Here is a 20,481-nt window from a genome sequence, read left to right on the forward strand (position 1 = left end):
GATGCCGCGAGGAATAGCCCGCGATCACGAGGAGAAACGCGCCGCGATCCGAAAGGGCGCTGCGGCGTATTTTGCAGAACATGGGTTCGACCGTGCCTCGATGACTGCGGCGGCCAAGCATTGTGGCGTGTCGAAAGCACTGATTTACCATTATTATGACAGCAAAGAAGCCCTGCTGTTCGATATCCTGGACAACCACCTGTCGGGGCTAGTGGCCAACGTAGAAGCTGCGCCAGAAACCGATGGATTGCGTGGATTGGTTCAGGCGATTTTGCAGGCGTATCGGGGGGCGGACGCCGAGCATAAGTTGCAGCTCGACAGCCTTGCTGTGCTGGATGATCGGCAACAAGCCCCATTGATCGCACTTCAACGCCGACTGATCGACATGATGGGTGCCGCGCTGCAAAAAGAAGCCCCCGAGGCGTTTTCGGGCAGCCGCAATCTGCGTGCCGTGACGATGTCGGTATTTGGCATTCTGAACTGGTACTATATGTGGAACAGGCCGGGCAAAGGGCTAAGTCGCGAAGAGTATGCCGATCTAGTTACCGATGTTGTGCTGGGTGGTGTCCACTCACTGTAGGTCGCCCAATGGCGAATTTCGCCGATCACAATCCTGTCATTTTGTTTTTGCAACTTCGTGCGTAAGATCGGATGAATGACGTGTTTCTAGGCGAAAGGATTACCCATGAAACTTCTTAGACCCACATTATTGGCTTTGGCAGTCAGCATTCCAATGGCCACCGCAATTCAAGCCCATCAAGACGCCACGAACCCAGTCGTAATTGAGCGAATGAAAACGATGGAAGCCATTGGCGGTGCAATGAAAACGCTTGCAGGGATGGCGAAAGGCGAAATGGCGTTTGACGCCGCAAAAGCTGATGCAGCCGTCGCAACAATAGCTGAGAATGGCATGATGGTGCCCGAGAAGTTCATGGCGAATGAAACTGATCCCGCCACCGAAGCCCTGCCAGCAATCTGGGAAAACTGGGATGATTTCGTGAAAAAATCGGAAGATATGGTGATGGCTGCGAAAAGTGTCGGCCCGATCACAGACGAAGCATCTTTGGGGGCCGCTTTGGGCCAAATCGGCGGAACCTGTAAAGCGTGCCACCGCGACTATCGCAAGTAAGTATCGACGAATACAACAGGGGCGATGTGTCAACGACGCGCCGCCCTTTTTCTTTTGACTACGAGCACCATACCCGATCGATTTTACCGTCATCATCAATCGAGACATTCAGCCGATCCGGTCGGTAGTCCTGCGTCAGCGCCATGCCGGGCTGAACAACACGGGTGGTTGCGGGCAATTCGACCTCGCGCAGGATTGCAGCATCTTGCCCAACCAATCCAAGCAACCGATCCTTGCCGCAACGCGGCGTTAGATCGTCTTGCGTTGGTGGTGGGCTGCCCGCCTGACAGGCCCACAGCAAAATGATCACGGGTAGAATAACGTGCAGTTTCATTCCGCTATTTGCGCCGGAATGTCGCCCCAAGGCAAGGGGCGGTCGCAGCAAGGTTGAAAACCGCGCTTCTTTCCCGCAACCTGCCGACAACGAACTGAGGGAGAACTACTATGCGCACGCGTGCTGCTGTCGCCGTTGAAGCCGGAAAACCGCTTGAAATCATGGAAGTGAACCTTGAAGGCCCACGTGCCGGCGAGGTTCTTGTTGAAATCAAAGCCACTGGGCTTTGCCACACCGACGAATTCACCCGGTCAGGTGATGACCCCGAAGGCATTTTCCCCGCCATTCTGGGACATGAGGGCGCTGGCGTTGTGATCGAGGTTGGTGAAGGCGTGACATCGCTTGAGGTCGGCGATCATGTCATTCCGCTTTACACGCCTGAGTGCCGTGAATGCGATTACTGTCTGAACCCGAAAACCAATCTGTGTCAAAAAATCCGCTCGACACAGGGCGCTGGTCTATTGCCCGATGGCTCAACCCGGTTCTCAATGCTTGATGGTACGCCTATTCATCACTACATGGGCTGCTCGACCTTTGCCAACCATACGGTCGTCCCGGAAATCGCGCTGGCGAAAGTACGCAAGGACGCTCCGTTTGAGAAGATTTGCTATATCGGCTGCGGTGTAACAACAGGCATCGGCGCAGTGATCAACACGGCCAAGGTCGAAATCGGTTCGACCGCAATTGTCTTCGGTCTTGGCGGCATTGGCTTGAATGTCATCCAGGGCTTGCGCCTTGCGGGTGCCGATCAGATTGTCGGCGTGGACCTGAACCCTTCAAAGGTCGAAATGGGCACGCATTTCGGCATGACCGATTTTGTGAACCCTGCAGAAGTCGACGGCGATCTGGTTGCCCATCTGGTCGAACTGACCGGCGGTGGCGCGGACTACACGTTTGATGCAACCGGCAATGTCGGCGTGATGCGCACCGCTTTGGAAGCCGCTCACAAAGGCTGGGGTGAATCGATCATCATCGGTGTGGCCCCGGCTGGTGCCGAAATCTCAACCCGCCCTTTCCAATTGGTCACAGGACGCAGCTGGCGCGGTACAGCGTTTGGCGGCGCATCCGGCCGGACCGACGTGCCCAAGATCGTCGACTGGTACATGGACGGCAAGATCGAGATCGACCCAATGATCACCCACACCATGGGCCTTGATGACATCAACAAGGGCTTCGACCTGATGCACAAAGGCGAAAGCATTCGCGGTGTTGTGGTTTACTAAACACCAGCCCACATCTGAGCACGTTTAGGAGGGGGCCGTGGCCCCCTCTTTTTCTTATTTGAGCTTGTGAAAACCCCGCAACTTGCTAAATTAGAACCGTTCTAATTTAGGAGCCTTCTCATGCTGTCCGGCACCCTTCAACGTCGTCGCTTTTCGGATCTGTCCGAACAAGAAATCCTCGCCTTGGCGATCTCGAACGAGGAAGACGACGCGCGCATTTACCGTCAGTATGCCGAGCACTTGCGCAACGACTTCCCTGCCTCGGCAAAGGTCTTTGACGGAATGGCCTTGGAGGAGGATGAACACCGGCGCATCCTAATCGAAGCGCATCAAGCGCGGTTCGGCGACGTCATTCCATTGATCCGCCGGGAACATGTGGCCGGGTTTTATGCGCGTCGCCCGGTTTGGCTTGTCGAAAATCTGGGGCTTGAAACGATCCGCGCCGAAGCTCGCGAAATGGAACGTCAGGCAGAGCAGTTTTATCGCAAAGCAGCTGACCGGACCGCTGATGCAAGCACGCGAAAACTGCTGGGTGATTTGGCAGCGGCCGAAGCAGACCACGGCAATCTGGCGGGCGATCTGGAAGCTATGCATCTTGATAGCGACGCCCGATCGTCCGAGGATGCCGACGCCCATCGTCAGTTTATCCTGACCTGGGTTCAGCCCGGACTTGCCGGTCTGATGGACGGGTCGGTTTCAACCTTGGCTCCGATCTTTGCCACGGCCTTTGCAACACAAGATACTCACACCACGTTTCTGGTGGGTCTGGCCGCAAGTGTCGGCGCGGGCATTTCCATGGGATTCACCGAAGCCGCCTCGGACGATGGCGAACTGTCGGGGCGCGGCAGCCCAATTAAGCGCGGGTTTGCGTCAGGCATCATGACCACGCTGGGTGGCTTGGGTCACGCCCTGCCCTATCTGATTACGGACTTCTGGACCGCAACCACGATTGCCATCATCGTTGTGTTTATCGAGCTCTGGGCAATTGTCTGGATGCAAAACCGTTTCATGCAAACGCCGTTCATGCGCGCGACATTGCAGGTCGTGGTCGGAGGAGCCTTAGTCTTTGCTGCAGGTGCGCTGATTGGTGGCGGTTAGGCGGGCCAAAGCTGGACTGACATCACCATGCAACTGGCGATAGCGCATCCGCAGCCTCACACGCATCCTGCGACGAACAGGAGGACACTATGTGTGACGCGACAGGATCTGCAAAACCGACGCTGCTGCTAGAGAACGAGCGCATGCGCGTCACCGAATGGCGCTTTGCCAAGCGGGGTGACAACACGGGCTGGCATACCCATGCCTACGATTACCTCGTCGTGCCGATGTTTGACGGTGTGCTAGACATCGACCTGCCCGACGGCACCCAAGTTCAAGCCGAGCTAAGTAACGGTGTGCCCTACGACCGAAAGGCCGGGGTCGAGCACGACGTCATCAACGGAAATGACTTCGAATGCGCATTTATCGAGGTCGAGTTGCTGGAAGAACCTTCCAACCGGCATCGCAACGCGTAGCCAAGCACCTTTCCTCATGCTAGGGCTGCGTCATGATCGACGTGCTGTTGCAGACCCTGCCATTTTTCGCACTTATCGGCTTGGGCTTTGGCGCATCCGCGCGCGGGTTTTTCCCACCTCAGGCAACAGCTTATCTCACCCGATTTGTCTTCTACTTTGCGCTGTCTGCAATGCTATTTCGGTTCTCGGCCAACCTGACATTGTCCGAAGTCGTCGACTGGCCCTTTATCTGGGCCTACCTGCTGGGCGGAGGCGCGATCTACCTACTGGCAACCGGCATTGCCCTGATCCGCAAACGCGGGCTTGAAGAAGCGGCGGTTGAAGCGCAATGCGCCGTGATCGGCAACACTGGTTTCCTTGGCATTCCGATGTTGGCTCTTCTGATCGGTGACGCCGCCGTCGGCCCAGTCATGCTTGTTCTTGCCGTCGACCTTTTCGTCTTTAGCAGCCTGATCGTAATCTTGATCACCGGATCGCGCGACGGGCGGATCAGCCCTGCTGTGCTGGGCACTGTAACGAGGGGTCTGCTCACCAACCCGATGATCGTCTCGATGGCGCTTGGATTTGCATGGTCTGCAACCGGATGGGGGCTGGCCGAACCAATCGGCAGGTTCCTTGACCTGTTGGCCGGTGCCTCGACACCCGGCGCGCTCTTTGCCATCGGGGCATCACTTGCTGCCAAATCCGCCGAGCGGGTCAGCGTCGCTGCGTGGCTTTCTTTTGCCAAACTGATCCTGCACCCGCTGGCGGTTGGTCTGTTGGCGTTCTTCGTGTTCGAGGTCGACCGGTTTTCGGCTGGCGTCATGGTCGCAGCGGCGGGCCTTCCTGTTGCGGGCAACGTCTATATCCTTGCCCAGCACTACGGCGTTGCGCCGCAGCGCGTTTCGGCTTCAATCCTGATATCGACGATCTTGTCAATACTGACCGTGTCCGCAATTCTTGCTTGGTTGAACCCATGACAATCCTATCCGGCGCTTACCGCCTGTTCTTTCCATTTGCTGCCTTATTTGCTGGAACGGCCGTTCCGATCTGGTTGATTTATTATTCTGGTGTCGTCGACCGGATGGAAAACCCACTGCTGTGGCACCAGCATGAGATGCTTTGGGGCTACCTTCCTGCGGCACTCGCCGGCTTCTTATTTACGGCGATCCCAAATTGGACCAATCGCCCGCCACTTGGACCTAAGATGGTTGCCGCCCTATTCGCGCTTTGGGCCTCGGGGCGCATTATGATGTTCACCGCGCCCGAGGGCGATCTGTCGCATACGGTGACGCTGGCCTTCCTGCCAATCGTGGCGCTTTTGGTACTGCGCGAGCTGATCGCCGCCCGCAATCGCCGCAACTACGTCGTCGGCGCGGTGGTGCTGGCGCTCGGGCTGTCGCAAGCGATTTTCCTGATGTCAGACGCGGCGCTTGGCCTGACTATGGGTTTCGCGCTGGCTTTTGTCCTTATGGTCCAGATCGGTGGCCGCGTGACCCCCGCTTTCAGCCGGAACTGGCTAAAGAAGCGAGGCGAGACGCAACTGCCAGCCCAGTTTGGCACCATCGACCAAATCGCCATTGGCCTAAGCGTCGCGATGGCGGCGTGTTGGGTGGTGTTCGGTGCGCACGTTGTTACCGGTGCACTGGCTGCTGTTGCAGCCATCGCGCTTGCTGTACGCCTGTCGCGCTGGCGCGGTTTCGCAGTTGTCAGCGAGCCGCTGTTATTTGCTCAACATGCCGGTTACGCGTGGCTTCCAATTTCCGCGGCTCTGCTTGCATTGGCATCGCTAACCGATCTTGTCAGCATCGGACAGGTCTATCACGCCATTGGGGCAGGCGCGATTGGGTCGATCACCATGATCGTCATGCTGCGTGCGCTTTTGGGCCATTCAGGCCGCCCTATCGTTGGGACACGGTTTGACCGCCTGTATCTGAATTTCATCCATATCGGAGCGGCGTTACGTGTCACGGCGGATTGGTCCAGCGACCCCAGCCATTTCTACACCCTTGGTGGGATATTCTGGTCGCTTGGTATGATCATGTTCTTCACGCGCGCTTTCCCCATTGCCATCGCCCCGCGTGTCTAGTTAGCTCTACGTAGCAGTTCAAAGGGAGCGACGGATGGAAACGCTATCGGAAAACGCCTGTTTTGGGGGCACGCAAGGGGTGTACAAGCACGCCTCGGACGCGACCGGGACGGACATGACGTTTGGGCTTTTTCAGCCGGTCGAGGCGCAAGACGGTCCCGTCCCCGTGCTGTGGTATCTGTCTGGCCTGACCTGCACGCATGAAAACGCAATGACCAAGGCCGGAGCGCAAGCTTGGGCGGCCGAACAGGGCATCGCGCTGATCTTCCCGGATACCAGCCCCCGCGGCGAAAATGTCGCCGATGATGACGCGTATGATCTGGGCCAAGGTGCCGGGTTTTACGTGAACGCGACCGAAGCCCCCTGGGCCCCGCATTTCCGCATGTGGGATTACGTGATCGAAGACCTGCCCGAATTGGTGTTCAACAAGTTCGCACTGGACCCAGAACGACAAGGGATCACAGGTCATTCGATGGGCGGGCACGGCGCGCTGACAATGGCGATGGCGCTGCCTGAGCGGTTCCGGTCGGTCTCGGCCTTCTCGCCGATTTGCAATCCGACGGCCTCGGATTGGGGGCGCAAGCAGTTGGGCGCATATCTTGGATCAGACGAGTCGAATTGGGCGGCCCTTGATGCAAGCCTTCTGATGGCAGAGCGTGGGTTTGACGGACCAATGTTGATCGACACTGGCACCGATGATCAGTTCGCCGACCTTCTGAAAACCGAGGCATTGGCCGCCGCCATTGCCACCCGCCGCCAACAAGCAACGCTGCGGCTGCAACCGGGCTATGACCACAGCTATTTCTTCGTCTCGACCTTTATGGAAGACCATATCGCGTTTCACGCCGAAGCCTTGTGGACCTAGGCGCGCATGGTCGTCTATGTCGATGCAGACGCCTGCCCCGTAAAGGCCGAAGCCGAGGCCGTCGCGACACGTCACAAAACGAAAGTCCTGTTCGTTTCTAACGGCGGGCTGCGTCCATCCCCAAACCCTTTGGTCGAAATGATCTATGTCGAAGACGGGCCGGACGTGGCGGATATGTGGATCGCGGATCGCGCAGGCCCCAAGGATGTGGTGGTCACGGGCGACATTCCGTTGGCAGCCAAATGTGTAGAAGCTGGTGCACAGGTTTTGCGCCATTCTGGCGAACGCTTTACTCAGGCCAATGTGCGCGAACAATTAGCCATGCGCGATCTAATGACCGACTTGCGCGCCGCGGACCCGTTTCGGCAGGGTGGCGGCAGGACCTTCTCTAAGTCCGACCGCGCGCGTTTCCGTGAAGCCTTGGACATGGCGCTTCGCAGGGTTACCTCAGGCTAACCGGCCATCCATCGGGCCGAGCCCTTTTCGACGTGCTCTAGGTTTTCCGTTCAGGATGTTTAGGGGGTAAAACACGCTCGTTTTCCCCTTTGTTGGCGGTCAGCGCCATGGTTCATTCTGCGCAAGAAGAACGGAAGGAATGGGACATGGAACTGATTATTGGACTTATCTCGGGTGCGGTTGGCGGCAACGTAGCTGGCGGCCTGTTGAAAAACCTGAACCAGGGCACGCTGATCAACTCGATCGCGGGCATCCTTGGTGGCGGTCTGGGCGGCACAATCCTGTCCATGATCGGCGCTGGTGGTGTTGCGGATGCAGGCGCTGGCGGGTTGGATATTGCATCGATCCTGAGCCATGTGGCGACGGGTGGTGTTGGCGGCGGCGCGTTGCTTGCTGTTGTGGGCGTTGTCCGCAACATGATGTCGAAATAAGGCAAAAAGTTATTTTAACGAGTGCAGGGAAGGCTTCGGCCTTCCCTTTTTTCGTTCTGGCAAGGATGTTTGCGCCCCCAGTCTTGCGTATTTCCAGCATGCGTTCTACGCAGTCATAGAAACAGAGCGGAGGGGCAAGCCATGCCACATAGTGACCCGAGGACACTGGTCTCGACCGACTGGTTAGCGCAGCACCTAAAAGACCCTGACCTGCGCATTCTGGATGCCAGCTGGTACATGCCCGATATGGGCCGCGATGCAGAGGCCGAATATCAGGCCGCGCATATCCCCGGCGCGCGCCGCTTCGATATTGACGAAATCGCCGACCTACGATCAGACCTGCCACATACAATGCCCCCGGTTGAGAAGTTTATGTCTCGCGTGCGCGCATTGGGTGTCGGCGACGGGCATCAGATCGTGGTCTATGACGGGATGGGCCTGTTTTCCGCCGCGCGCGTGTGGTGGATGTTCCGCTTGATGGGCCACAAGGACATTGCTGTTTTGGACGGCGGTTTTCCAAAATGGCAGGCCGAAGGTCGCCCCATCGAAGACATGCCCCCGATCATTCGCGACCGCCATATGACCGTGATGCGCCAAGCCCATATGATCAAAGATGTGACCCAGGTGGCTGCGGCGTCGAAACTTGGTGATTACGAGATCATTGATGCGCGCGCTGCCGAGCGTTTCCGCGGCGATGTGCCGGAACCGCGCGAAGAACTGCGCGCCGGTCACATCCCGAACTCAAAAAACGTGCCCTTTGGGACGCTGTTGAACGCCGACGGTACAATGAAGACCCCTGACGAGACCCGCGCGATCTTTGAAACTGCAAAGGTCAATTTGGACAAACCCGCCATCCTAAGCTGCGGATCGGGCGTGACTGCGGCCGTGTTGGCGCTTGCGCTTGAACGCATGGGCCATGACCGCCATGCGGTATATGATGGCAGCTGGTCCGAATGGGGCATGTATTCCGACCTGAAAGTCGAAACCGGAGAGTAGACGATGTTCACCAACCTCAAAGCCCAGCCCAAAGACAAGATCATGGCGCTGATGCAGCAATACCGCGAAGACACGCGCGAGGGTAAGATTGACCTCGGCGTCGGTGTTTACAAGAACGCACTCGGTGTGACCCCGGTGATGCGCGCTGTAAAGGCGGCGGAAAAGGTGCTGTGGGACATCGAAGGCACCAAATCATATACCGGTCTGGCTGGCGATCCGGCCTATGGGCGCGCGCTGTCAAAGCTGGTTCTGGGCGATACCGTACCGTCGGAACGACTGTCCATGGCCGCGCAACCCGGCGGCACTGGCGCGATCCACCAAGCGGTCGAGCTGATCAAGATGGCCTCGCCCGATGCCACAATCTGGCTGTCGGCACCCACATGGCCAAACCATCCGTCAATCATCAAACACCTTGGCATGAACATGGCCGAGTACCGCTATTTCGACAATGAAAGCCGCGCGGTTGATTTCGACGGGATGATGGAAGACCTGAAGGGCATCAAGGCGGGCGACGCTGTGCTGCTACATGGCTGCTGCCACAACCCGACCGGTGCCAATCTGACCCTGCCCCAATGGAAAGAGGTTGCCGCCGTGATTGTCGACAAAGGTGCGACGCCCTTGATCGACATCGCCTATCAGGGGTTTGGTGATGGTCTGGAAGAGGACGCCGCTGGCGTACGCCTGATCGCACAGACCGTACCTGAGGCCCTGATCGCAGCGAGCTGTTCGAAAAACTTCGGCATCTACCGCGAACGGACCGGGCTTCTTGTTGGCATCTCGCAGAACGAAGAACAGGCCGGGATCACCCAGCAGAACCTGACCCACCTAAACCGCCAGAACTTCAGCTTCCCGCCCGATCACGGCGCCCGACTGGTGACCATGATCCTTGAGGATGAAGGCTTGAAATCCGACTGGATGACCGAGCTAGAAGATGTCCGCACCGGTATGTTGGGCCTGCGCGAAAAACTGGCTGGCGAGTTGCGCGCCCGCACGGGGTCCGACCGCTTCGGCTTCATCGCCGACCACCGCGGCATGTTCTCGCGCCTCGGCGCCACGCCCGAACAGGTCGAGGCCCTGCGCGTCGATCACGGCATCTATATGGTTGGAGACTCGCGGATGAATATTGCCGGGTTGAACGAAGAGACGGTGCCGATTTTGGCGGAGGCGATTGCGAAGGTTGGGGTTTAGGCTCCAACCACTTCATGGAATAGCTTCTCTGGAATCCAGTCTAGTTGCACAGCTCTGAACAACATGTCGGTGACGTGAGACTCTGTGTGCTTTCCTAGGCTTGCGGCCTTGGCGGCCTTGATGTAGATTCCTCACACTATCACAATAAGTTACGCCTGTTTCGAGGCGAAAATGAATGGATGACATACTCGTCGCAAAACTTGAGGCGGCAATAGATGACACAATCGTGACCTTAGGAGTGGGCGGTTTCGTCAGGACGCGTGGCATAGCACAAGCATTCGAAGAAATCGACGCGACTACATTCGCGAACGTCATGTACGCAACAGATCAAATGCTGGATGATTTTGAAGGCCATGAAGCGGTCAATCCGGCAAACATTCGTCCAACAATCGCTAAATACAACTTTGACAAGGGTCGAGTTTTCAGAAGAGTCGAAGAGCTTTTTCGGAAGCATTTTGGCGCAGGTGTCGTCAGGTTAAGATGATTAAGTTACCTTTATATTCGATTGGCTTAAAGATGACCGGCAATACTAACCCGAATTAGTCAGGACAAGAAAAGGGAGCCTTCCAGCCCCCTTTTCCACCCTGTTGGCCTTGGTATTTGCGCGGCCAATGCGCGCCGAGAGTTGGTCCCCCGGCGCTTTGTTTTCACCCGTTGGTGAATTCCGGATAGGCTTCCATGCCCAGCTCAGCCATGTCGAGACCGCTCACTTCTTCCTCTTCGCTGACACGCAGACCCATGGTGGCCTTGATGATCGAAAAGAAGATGAAGCTGACCACAAAGACGAAAATGCCGATGGCAAGGAAGCCCATGATTTGGGTCACAAAGCTGGCGTCGGCGTTTGTCCAAGCCACGATGAACGTGCCCCAGAAGCCCGCCACCAAGTGAACCGGGATGGCACCAACCACGTCGTCAATCTTCAAACGATCCAGCAGAGGGACAACGAAGACCACGATGGCTCCACCCAGGCCGCCGATGATCAGCGACTGGAACAGCGACGGGGCCAGAGGCTCGGCAGTGATCGATACCAGACCAGCCAACGCGCCGTTCAGGGTCATCGTCAGGTCGACCTTTTTAAACATCACCTGCGTCATGATCATCGCAACGACAGCACCTGCGGCAGCAGCCATGTTGGTGTTGGCGAAGATACGTGCCACGTCCGAGACATCGCTGATCGTGCCCATGGCCAGCTGCGAGCCGCCGTTAAAGCCGAACCAGCCAAGCCACAGGATGAACGTGCCAAGCGTGGCCAGTGGCAGGTTGGAGCCGGGCATCGGGACCGTGCGCCCGTCCTTGTACTTGCCGATACGCGGTCCAAGGATCAAAGCACCGGCCAGCGCTGCGAAACCACCGGCTGCGTGAACCAGCGTCGAGCCTGCGAAGTCCGAGAAGCCCGCTTCCGACAACCAGCCGCCGCCCCACTGCCAGCTTGCCTCAATCGGATAGATGAAGCCGGTCAGCACGACCACGAAGGCAAGAAACGGCCACAGCTTGATGCGCTCGGCCAGCGCGCCCGACACAATAGAGGCCGTGGTGGCGCAAAACATCAGCTGGAAGAAGAAGTCCGAGGCACCAGACGCATATCCTACATCCACTGCGTCAGCACCGACCCCGACCGGATCAAGCGACGTCACCGCAAAGAACGGTCCCAGCCACCCTGTGATCAGCCAATCCGCAGGATACATGATCCCGTAACCGACCAGCCAATACATGATCGCCGCAATGGAAAAGAGCGCGATGTTCTTGGTCAGCTGCATGGTCACGTTCTTGGAGCGCACCAGCCCGGCTTCGAGCATCGCAAAGCCCGCCGCCATCCAAAAGACCATCACACCGCCCAGAAGGAACAGAACAGAGGTCAGGATAAACTGTGTTTGGGCGGCAGGCGCGCCGCCTGTGTCTTGTGCGATGGCCATGGCGGGCATGGTCGCCAGAAGCATCGCCGTGATTGTAAACTTACGTGTCATATCTTGTCCTTTCGCGCCCTAAAGGGCGTCCACCCCGGTTTCACCCGTGCGCACACGCAACGCGTCGCCCACATCCAATGTGAAAATCTTGCCGTCCCCGATTTTGCCGGTATGTGCGGCCTTGGCGATCGTCTCGACCACATCGGGGGCCAGATAGTCAGCGACGACGACCTCTAGCTTGAGTTTTGGAAGGAAGTTCACGGCGTATTCCGCGCCGCGATAGATCTCGGTATGGCCCGATTGGATGCCAAAGCCTTTGACTTCGGTGACCATCATGCCTGTCACCCCGACCGAGGTCAGCGCCTCGCGCACCTCTTCCAGTTTAAACGGCTTGATCGCTGCTATGATCAGTTTCACGAATTGTCCTTTCTGTCCCACTTCAACGGCGCAAACTGCGACCGTGCTCGTACTCATTCGGATGTGAGAGGTGGGGCTTGAACAGGGTTGGCGTAGGATTGCCGACACCCAAAACGATGGTTGCGCAAAAATTGCTGCACCTGCACAATGGCCTGCACATTTTTTGATCACTGCAAAAAGTCGCAGGACCCGAGGGAACGGGCTACACTCAAAGAAAACGATTCGCTAAATTGGATCGATCGAGCAGACGCGGAACCAGTATTATGAGCCCATCCGGACCCAAACGCCCCAAGCTTGTGGCAGACAAACGGTATTCCAGTAAGAAACCGGCAGCGAAGAAGCCTGCCAAGCGTAAGGCGTCCAAGGCCGCGCCAAAGCGGTCGCAACGCAGGTCGACCAAGCGCTCGCAGCGGCCAAAGAGCATACTGGGCTGGCCGATCTTTCTGATAAAATGGATCTTCCGTTTGATATGGCGGCTCACCTGGAAATCGGCTGCGGTGATCGCGTTGATCATAGGTCTTGCGGTCTTTTACTTCGCGTCGACCATGCCCGAGTTGAACGCGCTTCTGGACGGGCGCGCCAAGGGCTCTGTGACCATTCTGGACCGATATGGTGCTGTCTATGCATGGCGCGGGGACCAGCGCGGACGCACGATCACCACCGAGACCGTCAGCCCATATCTACGCGACGCCGTCGTGGCGAGCGAGGATAAGAGGTTCTATGGCCATCTTGGCCTAAGCCCCCGCGGCATCGCCAGCGCCGTGCGGATCAACCTGCGCGAAGGGCGCGGACCTTTGTCCGGTCACGGCGGGTCGACGCTAACCCAGCAGGTCGCCAAACTATTGTGCCTTGGCGTGCCCTACGACTCCAACAAGTGGAAAAACGAAGCGGCCTACGAAGCCGACTGCCGCAAAGGATCACTTTGGCGCAAAATGAAAGAGGCCATCTATGCCTTCGCGCTTGAAGCCAAGTTCTCAAAAGATGAGATCCTTACGATTTACCTGAACCGCGCCTATCTTGGGGCAGGTTCACACGGGTTCGATGCAGCCGCCCAGCGTTATTTCGCTATTCCCGCATCCGAGTTGAACCCCGCACAGGCAGCAATGCTGGCGGGGATGTTGCCGAAACCTTCGATCTATGCGCCGACGGCGAACCTTAAACGTTCGCAGGATCGGGCGGCGACTGTCCTGCGCCTGATGAACGAACAAGGGTATCTGAGCGACGCAGAAACCGCGAAATTTCAGCAAGACCCAGCTACTCTTTCCCGCGCGGCCAAGGCGCAGGCAGGCGGCTATTTTGCCGATTGGATCATGGGCGACCTTCCCGCCTTCCTGACGCGAAAAACCACCGAAGATGTGATCATCAAGACCACACTTGACCCGCGTATCCAAAAAGCCGCCGAAAAGGCGATGGCCAAGATCTTCGAGACTAAGGTGTCATCCGGGTCCAAAGCGCAGGCCGCCATTGTTGTAATGAGCTCGGACGGCGCAGTACGCGGTATGGTCGGCGGGCGCGAAACCCGCGTCACCGGGGCGTTCAACCGCGCCACCCAAGCCAAGCGTCAAACCGGATCGGCTTTCAAACCCTTTGTCTATGCGGCCGCGCTGGACGTGGGATATCGTTGGGATGACTTCATCTTGGACGAACCATATTGCGTAAATGTTGCCGGATCGGGCGAATGGTGTCCAAAGAACTATACCCGAAAACACTATGGCACCGTCAGCATAACCGAAGCGCTGGCCCGATCCCTGAACGTCCCTGCCGTTAAGATTGCAGAAGATGTCGGGCTAGAGGCCGTGCGCGCCGTGGCATCGATGTTCGGAATAGAAAGCGATCTGGCCGCCGGACCCGCCCTGGCCCTTGGCGCATCAGAAAGCACACTTTTGGAGACCACAGGCGCTTATGCGGGCATCTTGAATGGCGGCTCTGCTGTTATTCCATACGGGTTGACTGAGCTTAATCTTGTTGGCGACAGCGACCCATTGATGACGCAAGCCGGTGGTATTGGTGAGCGTGTAATCTCTCAGCAAGCTGCGCAGCAACTGGTCTATATGATGAACCAGGTTGTCGATGCCGGAACCGGGACGCGTGCAAAGGTGGACGGTGTAGAGATTGCTGGCAAGACAGGCACAACGAACTCTGCCCGGGATGCATGGTTTATCGGCTTCACCGCAGAATACGTCATGGGTGTATGGATGGGGTATGATGACAACACCCCGTTGAAGGGTGTGACCGGCGGAGGGTTACCTGCGGAGATGTGGCATGATGCGATGGTCGCGATCCAATCAGAGCTTGTTCCAACGCCATTGCCAATGATTCACCCAAATGGCCCGCCTCGTTTCGACGGTCAGATCATCGATTCTCAGGGCCAGATTGTTAACGTGCCTCAGAGCAATCGCCCACAAAACGGGCAATCGGTCGGAGAAGCCGTTGAAGATGCTCTGATCGGCGTCTTGCGATCGATCTTTGGGAAGAACTAGGACTTTGGACGGCGACGTCGCGCTCATTGATAGGACAACGGCGCTCTGGCGATGAAAGCGTTTCGACCCAGAGTTAAGACGCAGCTGCAACGCAACGTACTTTTATGGTGCGCTATCAGCCATGACCCTTTGAAGCAGCGAGATCAGCACCGCACGTTCGTCATCTTTGAGTGACTTTAAAAACCTGTCATTCTGATCATTGATCACTGGCGGCAAACATTGCGCAACCGACCGGCCTTGATCAGTCAGATAAATCAATGTCGTGCGCCTGCTTGTCGGGCTGGGCCGACGTTCTACCAGCCCGGCTTTTGTCATGGCATCCAAGTTTCTGCTGACCTGATATTCCGGCAGGTTCAACTTTCCACCCAATTCGCGCTGGCTTTGCCCGTCACGCGCCAACAGCAACATCAATGTCATGAAAAATCGGAAATCGAGGTCCAAGGCCTCGAGCCGCACTTTCATGCTGTCGTCAATTCTGCGCGCCAGCACCTGCATCAGATATCCAAAACTTTGCATTTTGGTACCGCTGGGCCAGTTTTCACCTGACAATAGTAGGCTCCTTTGCATCTTTTTCCTCCTGATACTTGCACTTAGCAACCTTTTACAAGTCTTGCATTTACAACATTTGTATTTGCAAGTAATGTGGCAAAAGTCAAGTACAGTAAAAAGGAATCACCGATGAAACGTCTTGTCCTCGCACTAACTCTGCCATTGTTTGCACAAGCCAGCTTTGCAGAAACGAAACCCGAAGGCCGCAACCTTGCCGAGCTTTCATTTGCCTCAGTCGACGCAAATGGAAACGGTTTCATCGATATGGGTGAAAACAGTAACTACGGCGGTGATGTTTTTTATTCCATGGATGCAGATGACAACGGGCGCCTGACTGAAGAAGAATTCCTTGGCTGGGGATTTGGCTATGGAAGTCTGGCCGAAGAGTCTGACAAAGAGCTTGCCTATCGCACTGCACTCCGCGTGGTGTTCAGCTTCTGGGACCGCGACGCAGATGGCGAAATCACCCCAACCGAACATCGCAAGTCTTTGGCGCGTGACTTTCAGCGGGCCGATCTGGATGACGACGCGCTGCTAAGCGAAAGCGAATATGTTCGTGGGTTTTCCGTCCTCGTCGCCATTCGTGCTGCTTTGAAGCCAGAAAACCTCTGATCCAATCCATTAAGGAGGCAACGTCATGCTACGAAAGCAAGGACCGCTGATCATCTTCGCAATCATTGCGATATTCATTGCCGTTCACTTTGGCCTCGCAGGCCCAAGCTTCGATCCAAGTGTCGCGGGGCCAGCTATGCTTGGCGGAGCGGCCTATCTACTGATGACCTGCTCGATCTTTCTGGCGACCAGGGCCGCTTTTCTAGAAGACCTGTTTGGCGGGTTGGACCGGATGTATCAGGTTCACAAGTTTTGCGGAATTTTCGCGCTGCTGCTGATCCTTCCGCACTTCTTCTTGGCACCAAAAGACCTGCCTGAAGGCACAGATGCGGTGGTGAACTCGCTTACACCATCAGCTCCGGCGGGTATGCTTGCCATGATCCTGCTGATCCTGTCGCTGGTGATCGCGCTGAATCGCAAGATCAGCTACAGCCGTTGGCGGCCAATGCATAAGGCAATGGGTTTGGTCTATATTCTGGCCACGGTCCACTTCTTCACAATTCCAGAGGTCTTCGCGAACACATTCGGTCCCTCCTTGCCAATCCTCTATCTGGCTGGCGCAATCGGGATCGTATCCTTCTTCTATTCGATCTTTGGCATGAACAAACGTACCGCGCTTGAGTATCGTTTGGACGAGGTCAACGGATTGGAGCGTGCAACCGAGCTTGTTTTGTCACCCGTCTCGACACCGATGTCTTACAAAGCCGGTCAGTTCGCCTTTATCGAAATCGAAGGCAAGGACTGGAACGAGCCACACCCGTTCACGATCTCCAGCAGCCCTGGTGAGGATAAGCTTCGCTTCACCCTCAAAGTCCTAGGCGACTGGACGCGTAAAGTGCGAGAGGAGCTCGAGCCCGGCGCAAAGGTGCTTGTGCGCGGCCCATATGGACGGTTCGACACGACCAAAGCGCGTGACAAGCAAATCTGGCTAGCGGGTGGCATCGGGCTTACCCCGTTCCTGTCGTCACTACGAGATATGAAGCAGGACGACTCCCGTGATATTCATCTGGTCTATGCAGCACGCGAAGAAAACGACGCGATCTATCTGGACGAGTTGAAGGCCTTGGCTGCGAAACTTGGCAACATCACTCTGGTTCCGTTGTTTTCAGACGAAGGTAATTTCGCTCGCGTCGATATCATGAAGGAGAAGTTACCCGACCCGTTGGACAGCTACGACTACTTCATGTGCGGCCCAAAACCGATGATTGATGGCCTGATGAAGGGTCTGAAGTCAGAGGGCGTCGCACGCAATAATATCCACACAGAAGCGTTTGAATTCCGGTAGCGAGTGCCTTTGTAAAACTAGAAAGCCCCCGAGGTTCACTCGGGGGCTTTTCCAATTCAAAATGCTTCAGTGATCAACCCGCGTTCAAGTCCGCGATCAACTTGTTCAGATCACCCCCGCGGCGATCCAGCATTGCGCCAATTTCCTTGCGCTCAGATTTCACAATCGAAATCCCTTCGACTTGCATGTCGATGAATTTTCCGTTCTTGGCGGATACAACAAAGACCACATCGAAGGGAGATTTGCCCTTCAGGCTGGTCTTGGTCAGCACCTCAAACCGGCTTTTGACCTTTTTCGATCCAACCACATCAATACGCCCGCCCTGAAACTCGCGGAACCGGCTGCCGTAGCGCCGTGCCACATAGCCGCGGAAGGCTTTAACGAACGCCTTTTTCTGCGACGCACTTGCCGACCGTCCATCTGGACCCAAAGCCGATAGCGCGATGAAGTTAACGTCCGCATATTTTGCAAAGACGCTTTCAAACCGGCTGATCATCTTGGCTTCTGATGCACCAGAATTGATGATCGAATTGATGTCGCCCACCACTTTGGTGATCAGGCTTTCGGCCTTTTCAGCCGAGATGGCAGCCAAAGCGCGCCCAGGGACCAACGCAAGAACGCCCAGTCCAGCCAATCCGCCCAGAACGGCGCGGCGTGTTACCTGAGTTTTGTTACCCATCATACGCATCATAAATATCCTCAAGTTCGTTATCTTCGACTTCAATGCCAAGCTCGTAGCGGCGCGAGTCCAGATAATACAGCTTCATCAGCTCGTAACCTTCTTCGCTTGCATAAAACTCGTCGATCGTATCACCGAATGTATACCGGTCCCCAAACTTTGACAGAACCCAGGTGGCTTTGGGAAGGTGTTCAACTTCGACCGGCAAAACCAAGCTCAGTGGGTTCAAAACGAAATCGGCGACTATACCGACAGCGTCACGCTCTGTTGACGGTCCAAAGACCGGTAACACAACATAATCGCCCTCTGGCGCGCCCCAAACATGCAGCGTTTCGCCAAAATCACTGTCGCGTTCCTCAAGCCCGATATCGGTGGCGATGTCAAACATGCCGAGTAATCCGAGCGTAGAGTTGAACAAGAAGCGAGCAGAGTTGTGCACTGCGTTCTCGATGTTGCCTTGCAGGATGTTGTTCACAACAACCCCCGGCAAGCTCGCATTGTCCGAGAAAACCGAAATCGTGTCACGCACAGGACGCGGTAGCACCTGTCCATACGTATCGGCAGCAGGCGAGACCAAGGCTTGATCCAGCTTGATATTCGCGCCGTGGGTACGACGGTTCTGTTCTTGGTGCGGGTCATCATAGCCGGAGGGCACAGGCGCTTTTGCGCAAGCGCCTACGGTCATCGATACAATGCCAACAACGGCCAGTGACGATTTCATGTTGAGTTTGGTCAAAGCGATATCTGTTTTCAGTAGCAATTAAGTTGTTCTGGTCACACATAGTGTTGTGTTTTTCTATGCATAGCCATCAAGCGGCATGCGGCTTTTTATGTGTCTATTTGGCGACAGTTTACAAGCAGATTCCTGCCGAAGCTGCGAGCGGCTACAACACGATCGAGTGTATTGTCCACTCGCGCTGGCCGGAACGAGTACGATTTACGTGACGACATCGCGGTCAACCATTCATAGGCGGCATAGTTTCCCTCGTCCAACACCGCTCCCGCTGCGTTTTCGCCCTTTTCAGACCTGCCCAGTCAAGCTAGCGTCCGGGCGAGCCCAATTTGTGGGAAGACCAGAATTGAAAGGACAAGAGATGAGCAAATTCGAGACGCGGCTTGCCGAACTGGGCGTTACTCTGCCCGACGCCCCGGCGCCAGCGGCAAACTATGTGCCCTATGTTCAAGTCGGCAACCTTGTCCATGTCTCAGGCCAAATCTCCATGAAGGACGGCGCGTTCCTGACAGGTAAGTTGGGCGACACAATGTCTGCAGAAGAGGGCGCAGAAGCTGCGCGAAGCTGCGCGATCAGTCTTCTTGCGCAAGTCAAAGCTGCCTGCGGTGGTGACTTGGACCGCCTTGAACGCGTGGTTAAGCTGGTCGGCTTCGTGAACTCGACCTCTGATTTTGGCGACCAGCCAAAAGTGATCAACGGCGCGTCCGATTTTATGGTCGAAGCGTTGGGTGACGCCGGACGTCACGCGCGCTCTGCGGTGTCTGCGGCAAGCCTGCCCTTTGGCGTCGCTGTCGAAATCGAAGGCATCTTCCAGATCAAATGACCCACGCGCCGATCCCTCTGCCAGACAGTTTTTTGAAGCGTCCCATCGCGCACCGCGCCTATCACGATATCGGTGCCGGACGTCCCGAAAACTCGCGTGCCGCGATCTTGGCCGCAATCGAACACGGCTATGGGATCGAGCTTGATCTGCAATTGTCCAAAGATGCCGAAGCCATGGTCTTTCATGACTATGACATGACCCGGCTGACTGGAACCAAGGGCCCGATCCAACAACAGACATCCATTGAGCTGGGCCGGATCGACCTTAAACATGGGAACGAAGGTATTCCTACGTTCTCTGAAGTGTTGGAACTGGTCGGCGGGCGCGTCCCACTGTTGGTCGAGCTTAAAGATCAAGACGGCGCAATGGGGCCGCGTGTTGGTGCGCTGGAACGGGCCACCGCCAAGGCGCTTGAAGAATATCACGGCGATGTTGCGTTGATGTCCTTCAACCCGCACTCTGTGGCCGCGTTATCCAAGCTTGAAACCAACCGACCACTTGGCCTGACCACCGAGGCGTTCTTGCAGAAAAACAACCCGTTCGTTCCCGCCGCAACCCGTAACTACCTGCGCGATATACCGGATTTTGAACGTGTCGGGGCTAGCTTCATCAGCCACGATGTGAATGACTTGAAGAATGAAGCAGTCGCGCGCCTGAAAGCACAGAATGTGCCGGTCCTGTGCTGGACTGTCCGCTCATCCGAGGCCGAAACAGAGGCGCGCAAGGTCGCTGACAACATCACATTCGAAGGCTACGTCGCTTGACCACGCGTTGCGGTTCTGACCCAATAGCCCA

At 56.4% G+C, this 20,481-nt stretch carries 24 protein-coding genes; 18 read left to right on the top strand and 6 right to left on the bottom strand.

Annotated elements, in window-relative coordinates; all coding sequences use genetic code 11:
• Position 1 precedes the first annotated feature (1 nt).
• Complete coding sequence (locus tag V6N04_RS07465; protein WP_371169516.1) at positions 2 to 580, top strand: TetR/AcrR family transcriptional regulator; 579 nt, start codon at positions 2 to 4, stop codon at positions 578 to 580.
• Between the two features lie 105 nt (positions 581 to 685).
• Complete coding sequence (locus V6N04_RS07470) at positions 686 to 1,129, top strand: c-type cytochrome (protein WP_371169517.1); 444 nt, start codon at positions 686 to 688, stop codon at positions 1,127 to 1,129.
• 58 nt (positions 1,130 to 1,187) lie between these two features.
• On the opposite strand, the gene V6N04_RS07475 is transcribed toward V6N04_RS07470, so the two are convergent.
• The gene (locus V6N04_RS07475) at positions 1,188 to 1,463 is read right to left on the bottom strand and encodes an I78 family peptidase inhibitor (RefSeq protein ID WP_371169518.1); all 276 of its coding nucleotides are present in this window, start codon (positions 1,461 to 1,463) and stop codon (positions 1,188 to 1,190) included.
• Positions 1,464 to 1,573: 110 nt separating this feature from the next.
• Here V6N04_RS07475 and V6N04_RS07480 point away from each other — a divergent pair, with 110 nt between their 5' ends.
• The 11 genes from V6N04_RS07480 (at position 1,574) to V6N04_RS07530 (ending at position 10,688) form a co-directional block, all read left to right on the top strand.
• A complete protein-coding gene (locus V6N04_RS07480) occupies positions 1,574 to 2,686 on the top strand; it encodes an S-(hydroxymethyl)glutathione dehydrogenase/class III alcohol dehydrogenase (protein WP_371169519.1) in 1,113 nt (370 codons plus the stop codon).
• A 120-nt stretch (positions 2,687 to 2,806) separates the two neighbouring features.
• On the top strand, positions 2,807 to 3,784 hold the full coding sequence (gene mbfA / locus V6N04_RS07485; protein WP_371169520.1) for an iron exporter MbfA: 978 nt from the start codon (positions 2,807 to 2,809) through the stop codon (positions 3,782 to 3,784).
• Between the two features lie 89 nt (positions 3,785 to 3,873).
• Positions 3,874 to 4,200 carry a cupin domain-containing protein gene (locus V6N04_RS07490; protein ID WP_371169521.1) on the top strand — a complete coding sequence of 109 codons (327 nt, stop codon included), beginning with the start codon at positions 3,874 to 3,876 and terminating at the stop codon, positions 4,198 to 4,200.
• 32 nt (positions 4,201 to 4,232) lie between these two features.
• Complete coding sequence (locus V6N04_RS07495) at positions 4,233 to 5,159, top strand: AEC family transporter (RefSeq protein WP_371169522.1); 927 nt, start codon at positions 4,233 to 4,235, stop codon at positions 5,157 to 5,159.
• The gene (locus V6N04_RS07500) at positions 5,156 to 6,268 is read left to right on the top strand and encodes an NnrS family protein (protein WP_371169523.1); all 1,113 of its coding nucleotides are present in this window, start codon (positions 5,156 to 5,158) and stop codon (positions 6,266 to 6,268) included. The genes V6N04_RS07495 and V6N04_RS07500 overlap by 4 nt, the downstream gene beginning before the upstream one ends.
• Before the next feature lie 34 nt (positions 6,269 to 6,302).
• Positions 6,303 to 7,133, top strand: a complete 831-nt coding sequence (gene fghA / locus V6N04_RS07505; protein WP_371169524.1) for an S-formylglutathione hydrolase — start codon at positions 6,303 to 6,305, stop codon at positions 7,131 to 7,133.
• A 6-nt stretch (positions 7,134 to 7,139) separates the two neighbouring features.
• A complete protein-coding gene (locus V6N04_RS07510) occupies positions 7,140 to 7,589 on the top strand; it encodes a YaiI/YqxD family protein (protein ID WP_371169525.1) in 450 nt (149 codons plus the stop codon).
• A gap of 146 nt (positions 7,590 to 7,735) precedes the next feature.
• The gene (locus tag V6N04_RS07515) at positions 7,736 to 8,020 is read left to right on the top strand and encodes a hypothetical protein (protein WP_371169526.1); all 285 of its coding nucleotides are present in this window, start codon (positions 7,736 to 7,738) and stop codon (positions 8,018 to 8,020) included.
• A gap of 141 nt (positions 8,021 to 8,161) precedes the next feature.
• Positions 8,162 to 9,016 (top strand): 3-mercaptopyruvate sulfurtransferase, encoded by an 855-nt coding sequence (gene sseA, locus V6N04_RS07520; RefSeq protein WP_371169527.1) that lies wholly within the window; start codon positions 8,162 to 8,164, stop codon positions 9,014 to 9,016.
• A 3-nt stretch (positions 9,017 to 9,019) separates the two neighbouring features.
• Positions 9,020 to 10,204 (top strand): amino acid aminotransferase, encoded by a 1,185-nt coding sequence (locus V6N04_RS07525; protein WP_371169528.1) that lies wholly within the window; start codon positions 9,020 to 9,022, stop codon positions 10,202 to 10,204.
• A 175-nt stretch (positions 10,205 to 10,379) separates the two neighbouring features.
• Positions 10,380 to 10,688, top strand: a complete 309-nt coding sequence (locus V6N04_RS07530) for a hypothetical protein (RefSeq protein ID WP_371169529.1) — start codon at positions 10,380 to 10,382, stop codon at positions 10,686 to 10,688.
• Between the two features lie 163 nt (positions 10,689 to 10,851).
• Here the strand turns inward: V6N04_RS07530 and amt are convergent, their stop codons facing one another.
• Both amt and V6N04_RS07540 read right to left on the bottom strand, forming a co-directional pair.
• Positions 10,852 to 12,168: an ammonium transporter gene (amt, locus tag V6N04_RS07535; RefSeq protein WP_371169530.1), complete on the bottom strand. Its 1,317-nt coding sequence runs from the start codon at positions 12,166 to 12,168 to the stop codon at positions 10,852 to 10,854.
• An 18-nt stretch (positions 12,169 to 12,186) separates the two neighbouring features.
• A complete protein-coding gene (locus tag V6N04_RS07540) occupies positions 12,187 to 12,525 on the bottom strand; it encodes a P-II family nitrogen regulator (protein ID WP_371169531.1) in 339 nt (112 codons plus the stop codon).
• 263 nt (positions 12,526 to 12,788) lie between these two features.
• On the opposite strand from V6N04_RS07540, the gene V6N04_RS07545 reads away from it, so the two are divergent.
• The gene (locus tag V6N04_RS07545) at positions 12,789 to 15,005 is read left to right on the top strand and encodes a transglycosylase domain-containing protein (protein ID WP_371169532.1); all 2,217 of its coding nucleotides are present in this window, start codon (positions 12,789 to 12,791) and stop codon (positions 15,003 to 15,005) included.
• Positions 15,006 to 15,107: 102 nt separating this feature from the next.
• On the opposite strand, the gene V6N04_RS07550 is transcribed toward V6N04_RS07545, so the two are convergent.
• Positions 15,108 to 15,572: a MarR family winged helix-turn-helix transcriptional regulator gene (locus V6N04_RS07550; protein ID WP_371169533.1), complete on the bottom strand. Its 465-nt coding sequence runs from the start codon at positions 15,570 to 15,572 to the stop codon at positions 15,108 to 15,110.
• A gap of 111 nt (positions 15,573 to 15,683) precedes the next feature.
• Here V6N04_RS07550 and V6N04_RS07555 point away from each other — a divergent pair, with 111 nt between their 5' ends.
• Positions 15,684 to 16,166 (top strand): EF-hand domain-containing protein, encoded by a 483-nt coding sequence (locus V6N04_RS07555; protein WP_371169534.1) that lies wholly within the window; start codon positions 15,684 to 15,686, stop codon positions 16,164 to 16,166.
• Positions 16,167 to 16,191: 25 nt separating this feature from the next.
• Positions 16,192 to 17,451 (top strand): ferredoxin reductase family protein, encoded by a 1,260-nt coding sequence (locus V6N04_RS07560; protein ID WP_371169535.1) that lies wholly within the window; start codon positions 16,192 to 16,194, stop codon positions 17,449 to 17,451.
• 73 nt (positions 17,452 to 17,524) lie between these two features.
• On the opposite strand, the gene V6N04_RS07565 is transcribed toward V6N04_RS07560, so the two are convergent.
• Positions 17,525 to 18,142: an MlaC/ttg2D family ABC transporter substrate-binding protein gene (locus tag V6N04_RS07565; protein ID WP_371169536.1), complete on the bottom strand. Its 618-nt coding sequence runs from the start codon at positions 18,140 to 18,142 to the stop codon at positions 17,525 to 17,527.
• The gene (locus tag V6N04_RS07570) at positions 18,123 to 18,866 is read right to left on the bottom strand and encodes an MlaA family lipoprotein (RefSeq protein WP_371169537.1); all 744 of its coding nucleotides are present in this window, start codon (positions 18,864 to 18,866) and stop codon (positions 18,123 to 18,125) included. Before V6N04_RS07570 ends, V6N04_RS07565 begins: the two co-directional genes overlap by 20 nt.
• A 358-nt stretch (positions 18,867 to 19,224) precedes the next feature.
• Here V6N04_RS07570 and V6N04_RS07575 point away from each other — a divergent pair, with 358 nt between their 5' ends.
• Together V6N04_RS07575 and V6N04_RS07580 are read left to right on the top strand one after the other, a co-directional pair.
• The gene (locus tag V6N04_RS07575) at positions 19,225 to 19,686 is read left to right on the top strand and encodes a RidA family protein (protein WP_371169538.1); all 462 of its coding nucleotides are present in this window, start codon (positions 19,225 to 19,227) and stop codon (positions 19,684 to 19,686) included.
• Positions 19,683 to 20,450 carry a glycerophosphodiester phosphodiesterase family protein gene (locus V6N04_RS07580; protein ID WP_371169539.1) on the top strand — a complete coding sequence of 256 codons (768 nt, stop codon included), beginning with the start codon at positions 19,683 to 19,685 and terminating at the stop codon, positions 20,448 to 20,450. Before V6N04_RS07575 ends, V6N04_RS07580 begins: the two co-directional genes overlap by 4 nt.
• Positions 20,451 to 20,481 lie beyond the last annotated feature (31 nt).

The organism is Aliiroseovarius conchicola (assembly GCF_041403445.1).
GTDB classification, from domain to species: domain Bacteria; phylum Pseudomonadota; class Alphaproteobacteria; order Rhodobacterales; family Rhodobacteraceae; genus Aliiroseovarius; species Aliiroseovarius conchicola.

Coding starts and splice junctions, on each gene's coding strand:
- V6N04_RS07465 (WP_371169516.1), top strand. CDS start 2: ATGCCGCGAGGAATAGCCCGCGATCACGAGGAGAAACGCGCCGCGATC.
- V6N04_RS07470 (WP_371169517.1), top strand. CDS start 686: ATGAAACTTCTTAGACCCACATTATTGGCTTTGGCAGTCAGCATTCCA.
- V6N04_RS07475 (WP_371169518.1), bottom strand. CDS start 1,463: ATGAAACTGCACGTTATTCTACCCGTGATCATTTTGCTGTGGGCCTGT.
- V6N04_RS07480 (WP_371169519.1), top strand. CDS start 1,574: ATGCGCACGCGTGCTGCTGTCGCCGTTGAAGCCGGAAAACCGCTTGAA.
- mbfA (WP_371169520.1), top strand. CDS start 2,807: ATGCTGTCCGGCACCCTTCAACGTCGTCGCTTTTCGGATCTGTCCGAA.
- V6N04_RS07490 (WP_371169521.1), top strand. CDS start 3,874: ATGTGTGACGCGACAGGATCTGCAAAACCGACGCTGCTGCTAGAGAAC.
- V6N04_RS07495 (WP_371169522.1), top strand. CDS start 4,233: ATGATCGACGTGCTGTTGCAGACCCTGCCATTTTTCGCACTTATCGGC.
- V6N04_RS07500 (WP_371169523.1), top strand. CDS start 5,156: ATGACAATCCTATCCGGCGCTTACCGCCTGTTCTTTCCATTTGCTGCC.
- fghA (WP_371169524.1), top strand. CDS start 6,303: ATGGAAACGCTATCGGAAAACGCCTGTTTTGGGGGCACGCAAGGGGTG.
- V6N04_RS07510 (WP_371169525.1), top strand. CDS start 7,140: ATGGTCGTCTATGTCGATGCAGACGCCTGCCCCGTAAAGGCCGAAGCC.
- V6N04_RS07515 (WP_371169526.1), top strand. CDS start 7,736: ATGGAACTGATTATTGGACTTATCTCGGGTGCGGTTGGCGGCAACGTA.
- sseA (WP_371169527.1), top strand. CDS start 8,162: ATGCCACATAGTGACCCGAGGACACTGGTCTCGACCGACTGGTTAGCG.
- V6N04_RS07525 (WP_371169528.1), top strand. CDS start 9,020: ATGTTCACCAACCTCAAAGCCCAGCCCAAAGACAAGATCATGGCGCTG.
- V6N04_RS07530 (WP_371169529.1), top strand. CDS start 10,380: ATGGATGACATACTCGTCGCAAAACTTGAGGCGGCAATAGATGACACA.
- amt (WP_371169530.1), bottom strand. CDS start 12,168: ATGACACGTAAGTTTACAATCACGGCGATGCTTCTGGCGACCATGCCC.
- V6N04_RS07545 (WP_371169532.1), top strand. CDS start 12,789: ATGAGCCCATCCGGACCCAAACGCCCCAAGCTTGTGGCAGACAAACGG.
- V6N04_RS07550 (WP_371169533.1), bottom strand. CDS start 15,572: ATGCAAAGGAGCCTACTATTGTCAGGTGAAAACTGGCCCAGCGGTACC.
- V6N04_RS07555 (WP_371169534.1), top strand. CDS start 15,684: ATGAAACGTCTTGTCCTCGCACTAACTCTGCCATTGTTTGCACAAGCC.
- V6N04_RS07560 (WP_371169535.1), top strand. CDS start 16,192: ATGCTACGAAAGCAAGGACCGCTGATCATCTTCGCAATCATTGCGATA.
- V6N04_RS07565 (WP_371169536.1), bottom strand. CDS start 18,142: ATGATGCGTATGATGGGTAACAAAACTCAGGTAACACGCCGCGCCGTT.
- V6N04_RS07575 (WP_371169538.1), top strand. CDS start 19,225: ATGAGCAAATTCGAGACGCGGCTTGCCGAACTGGGCGTTACTCTGCCC.
- V6N04_RS07580 (WP_371169539.1), top strand. CDS start 19,683: ATGACCCACGCGCCGATCCCTCTGCCAGACAGTTTTTTGAAGCGTCCC.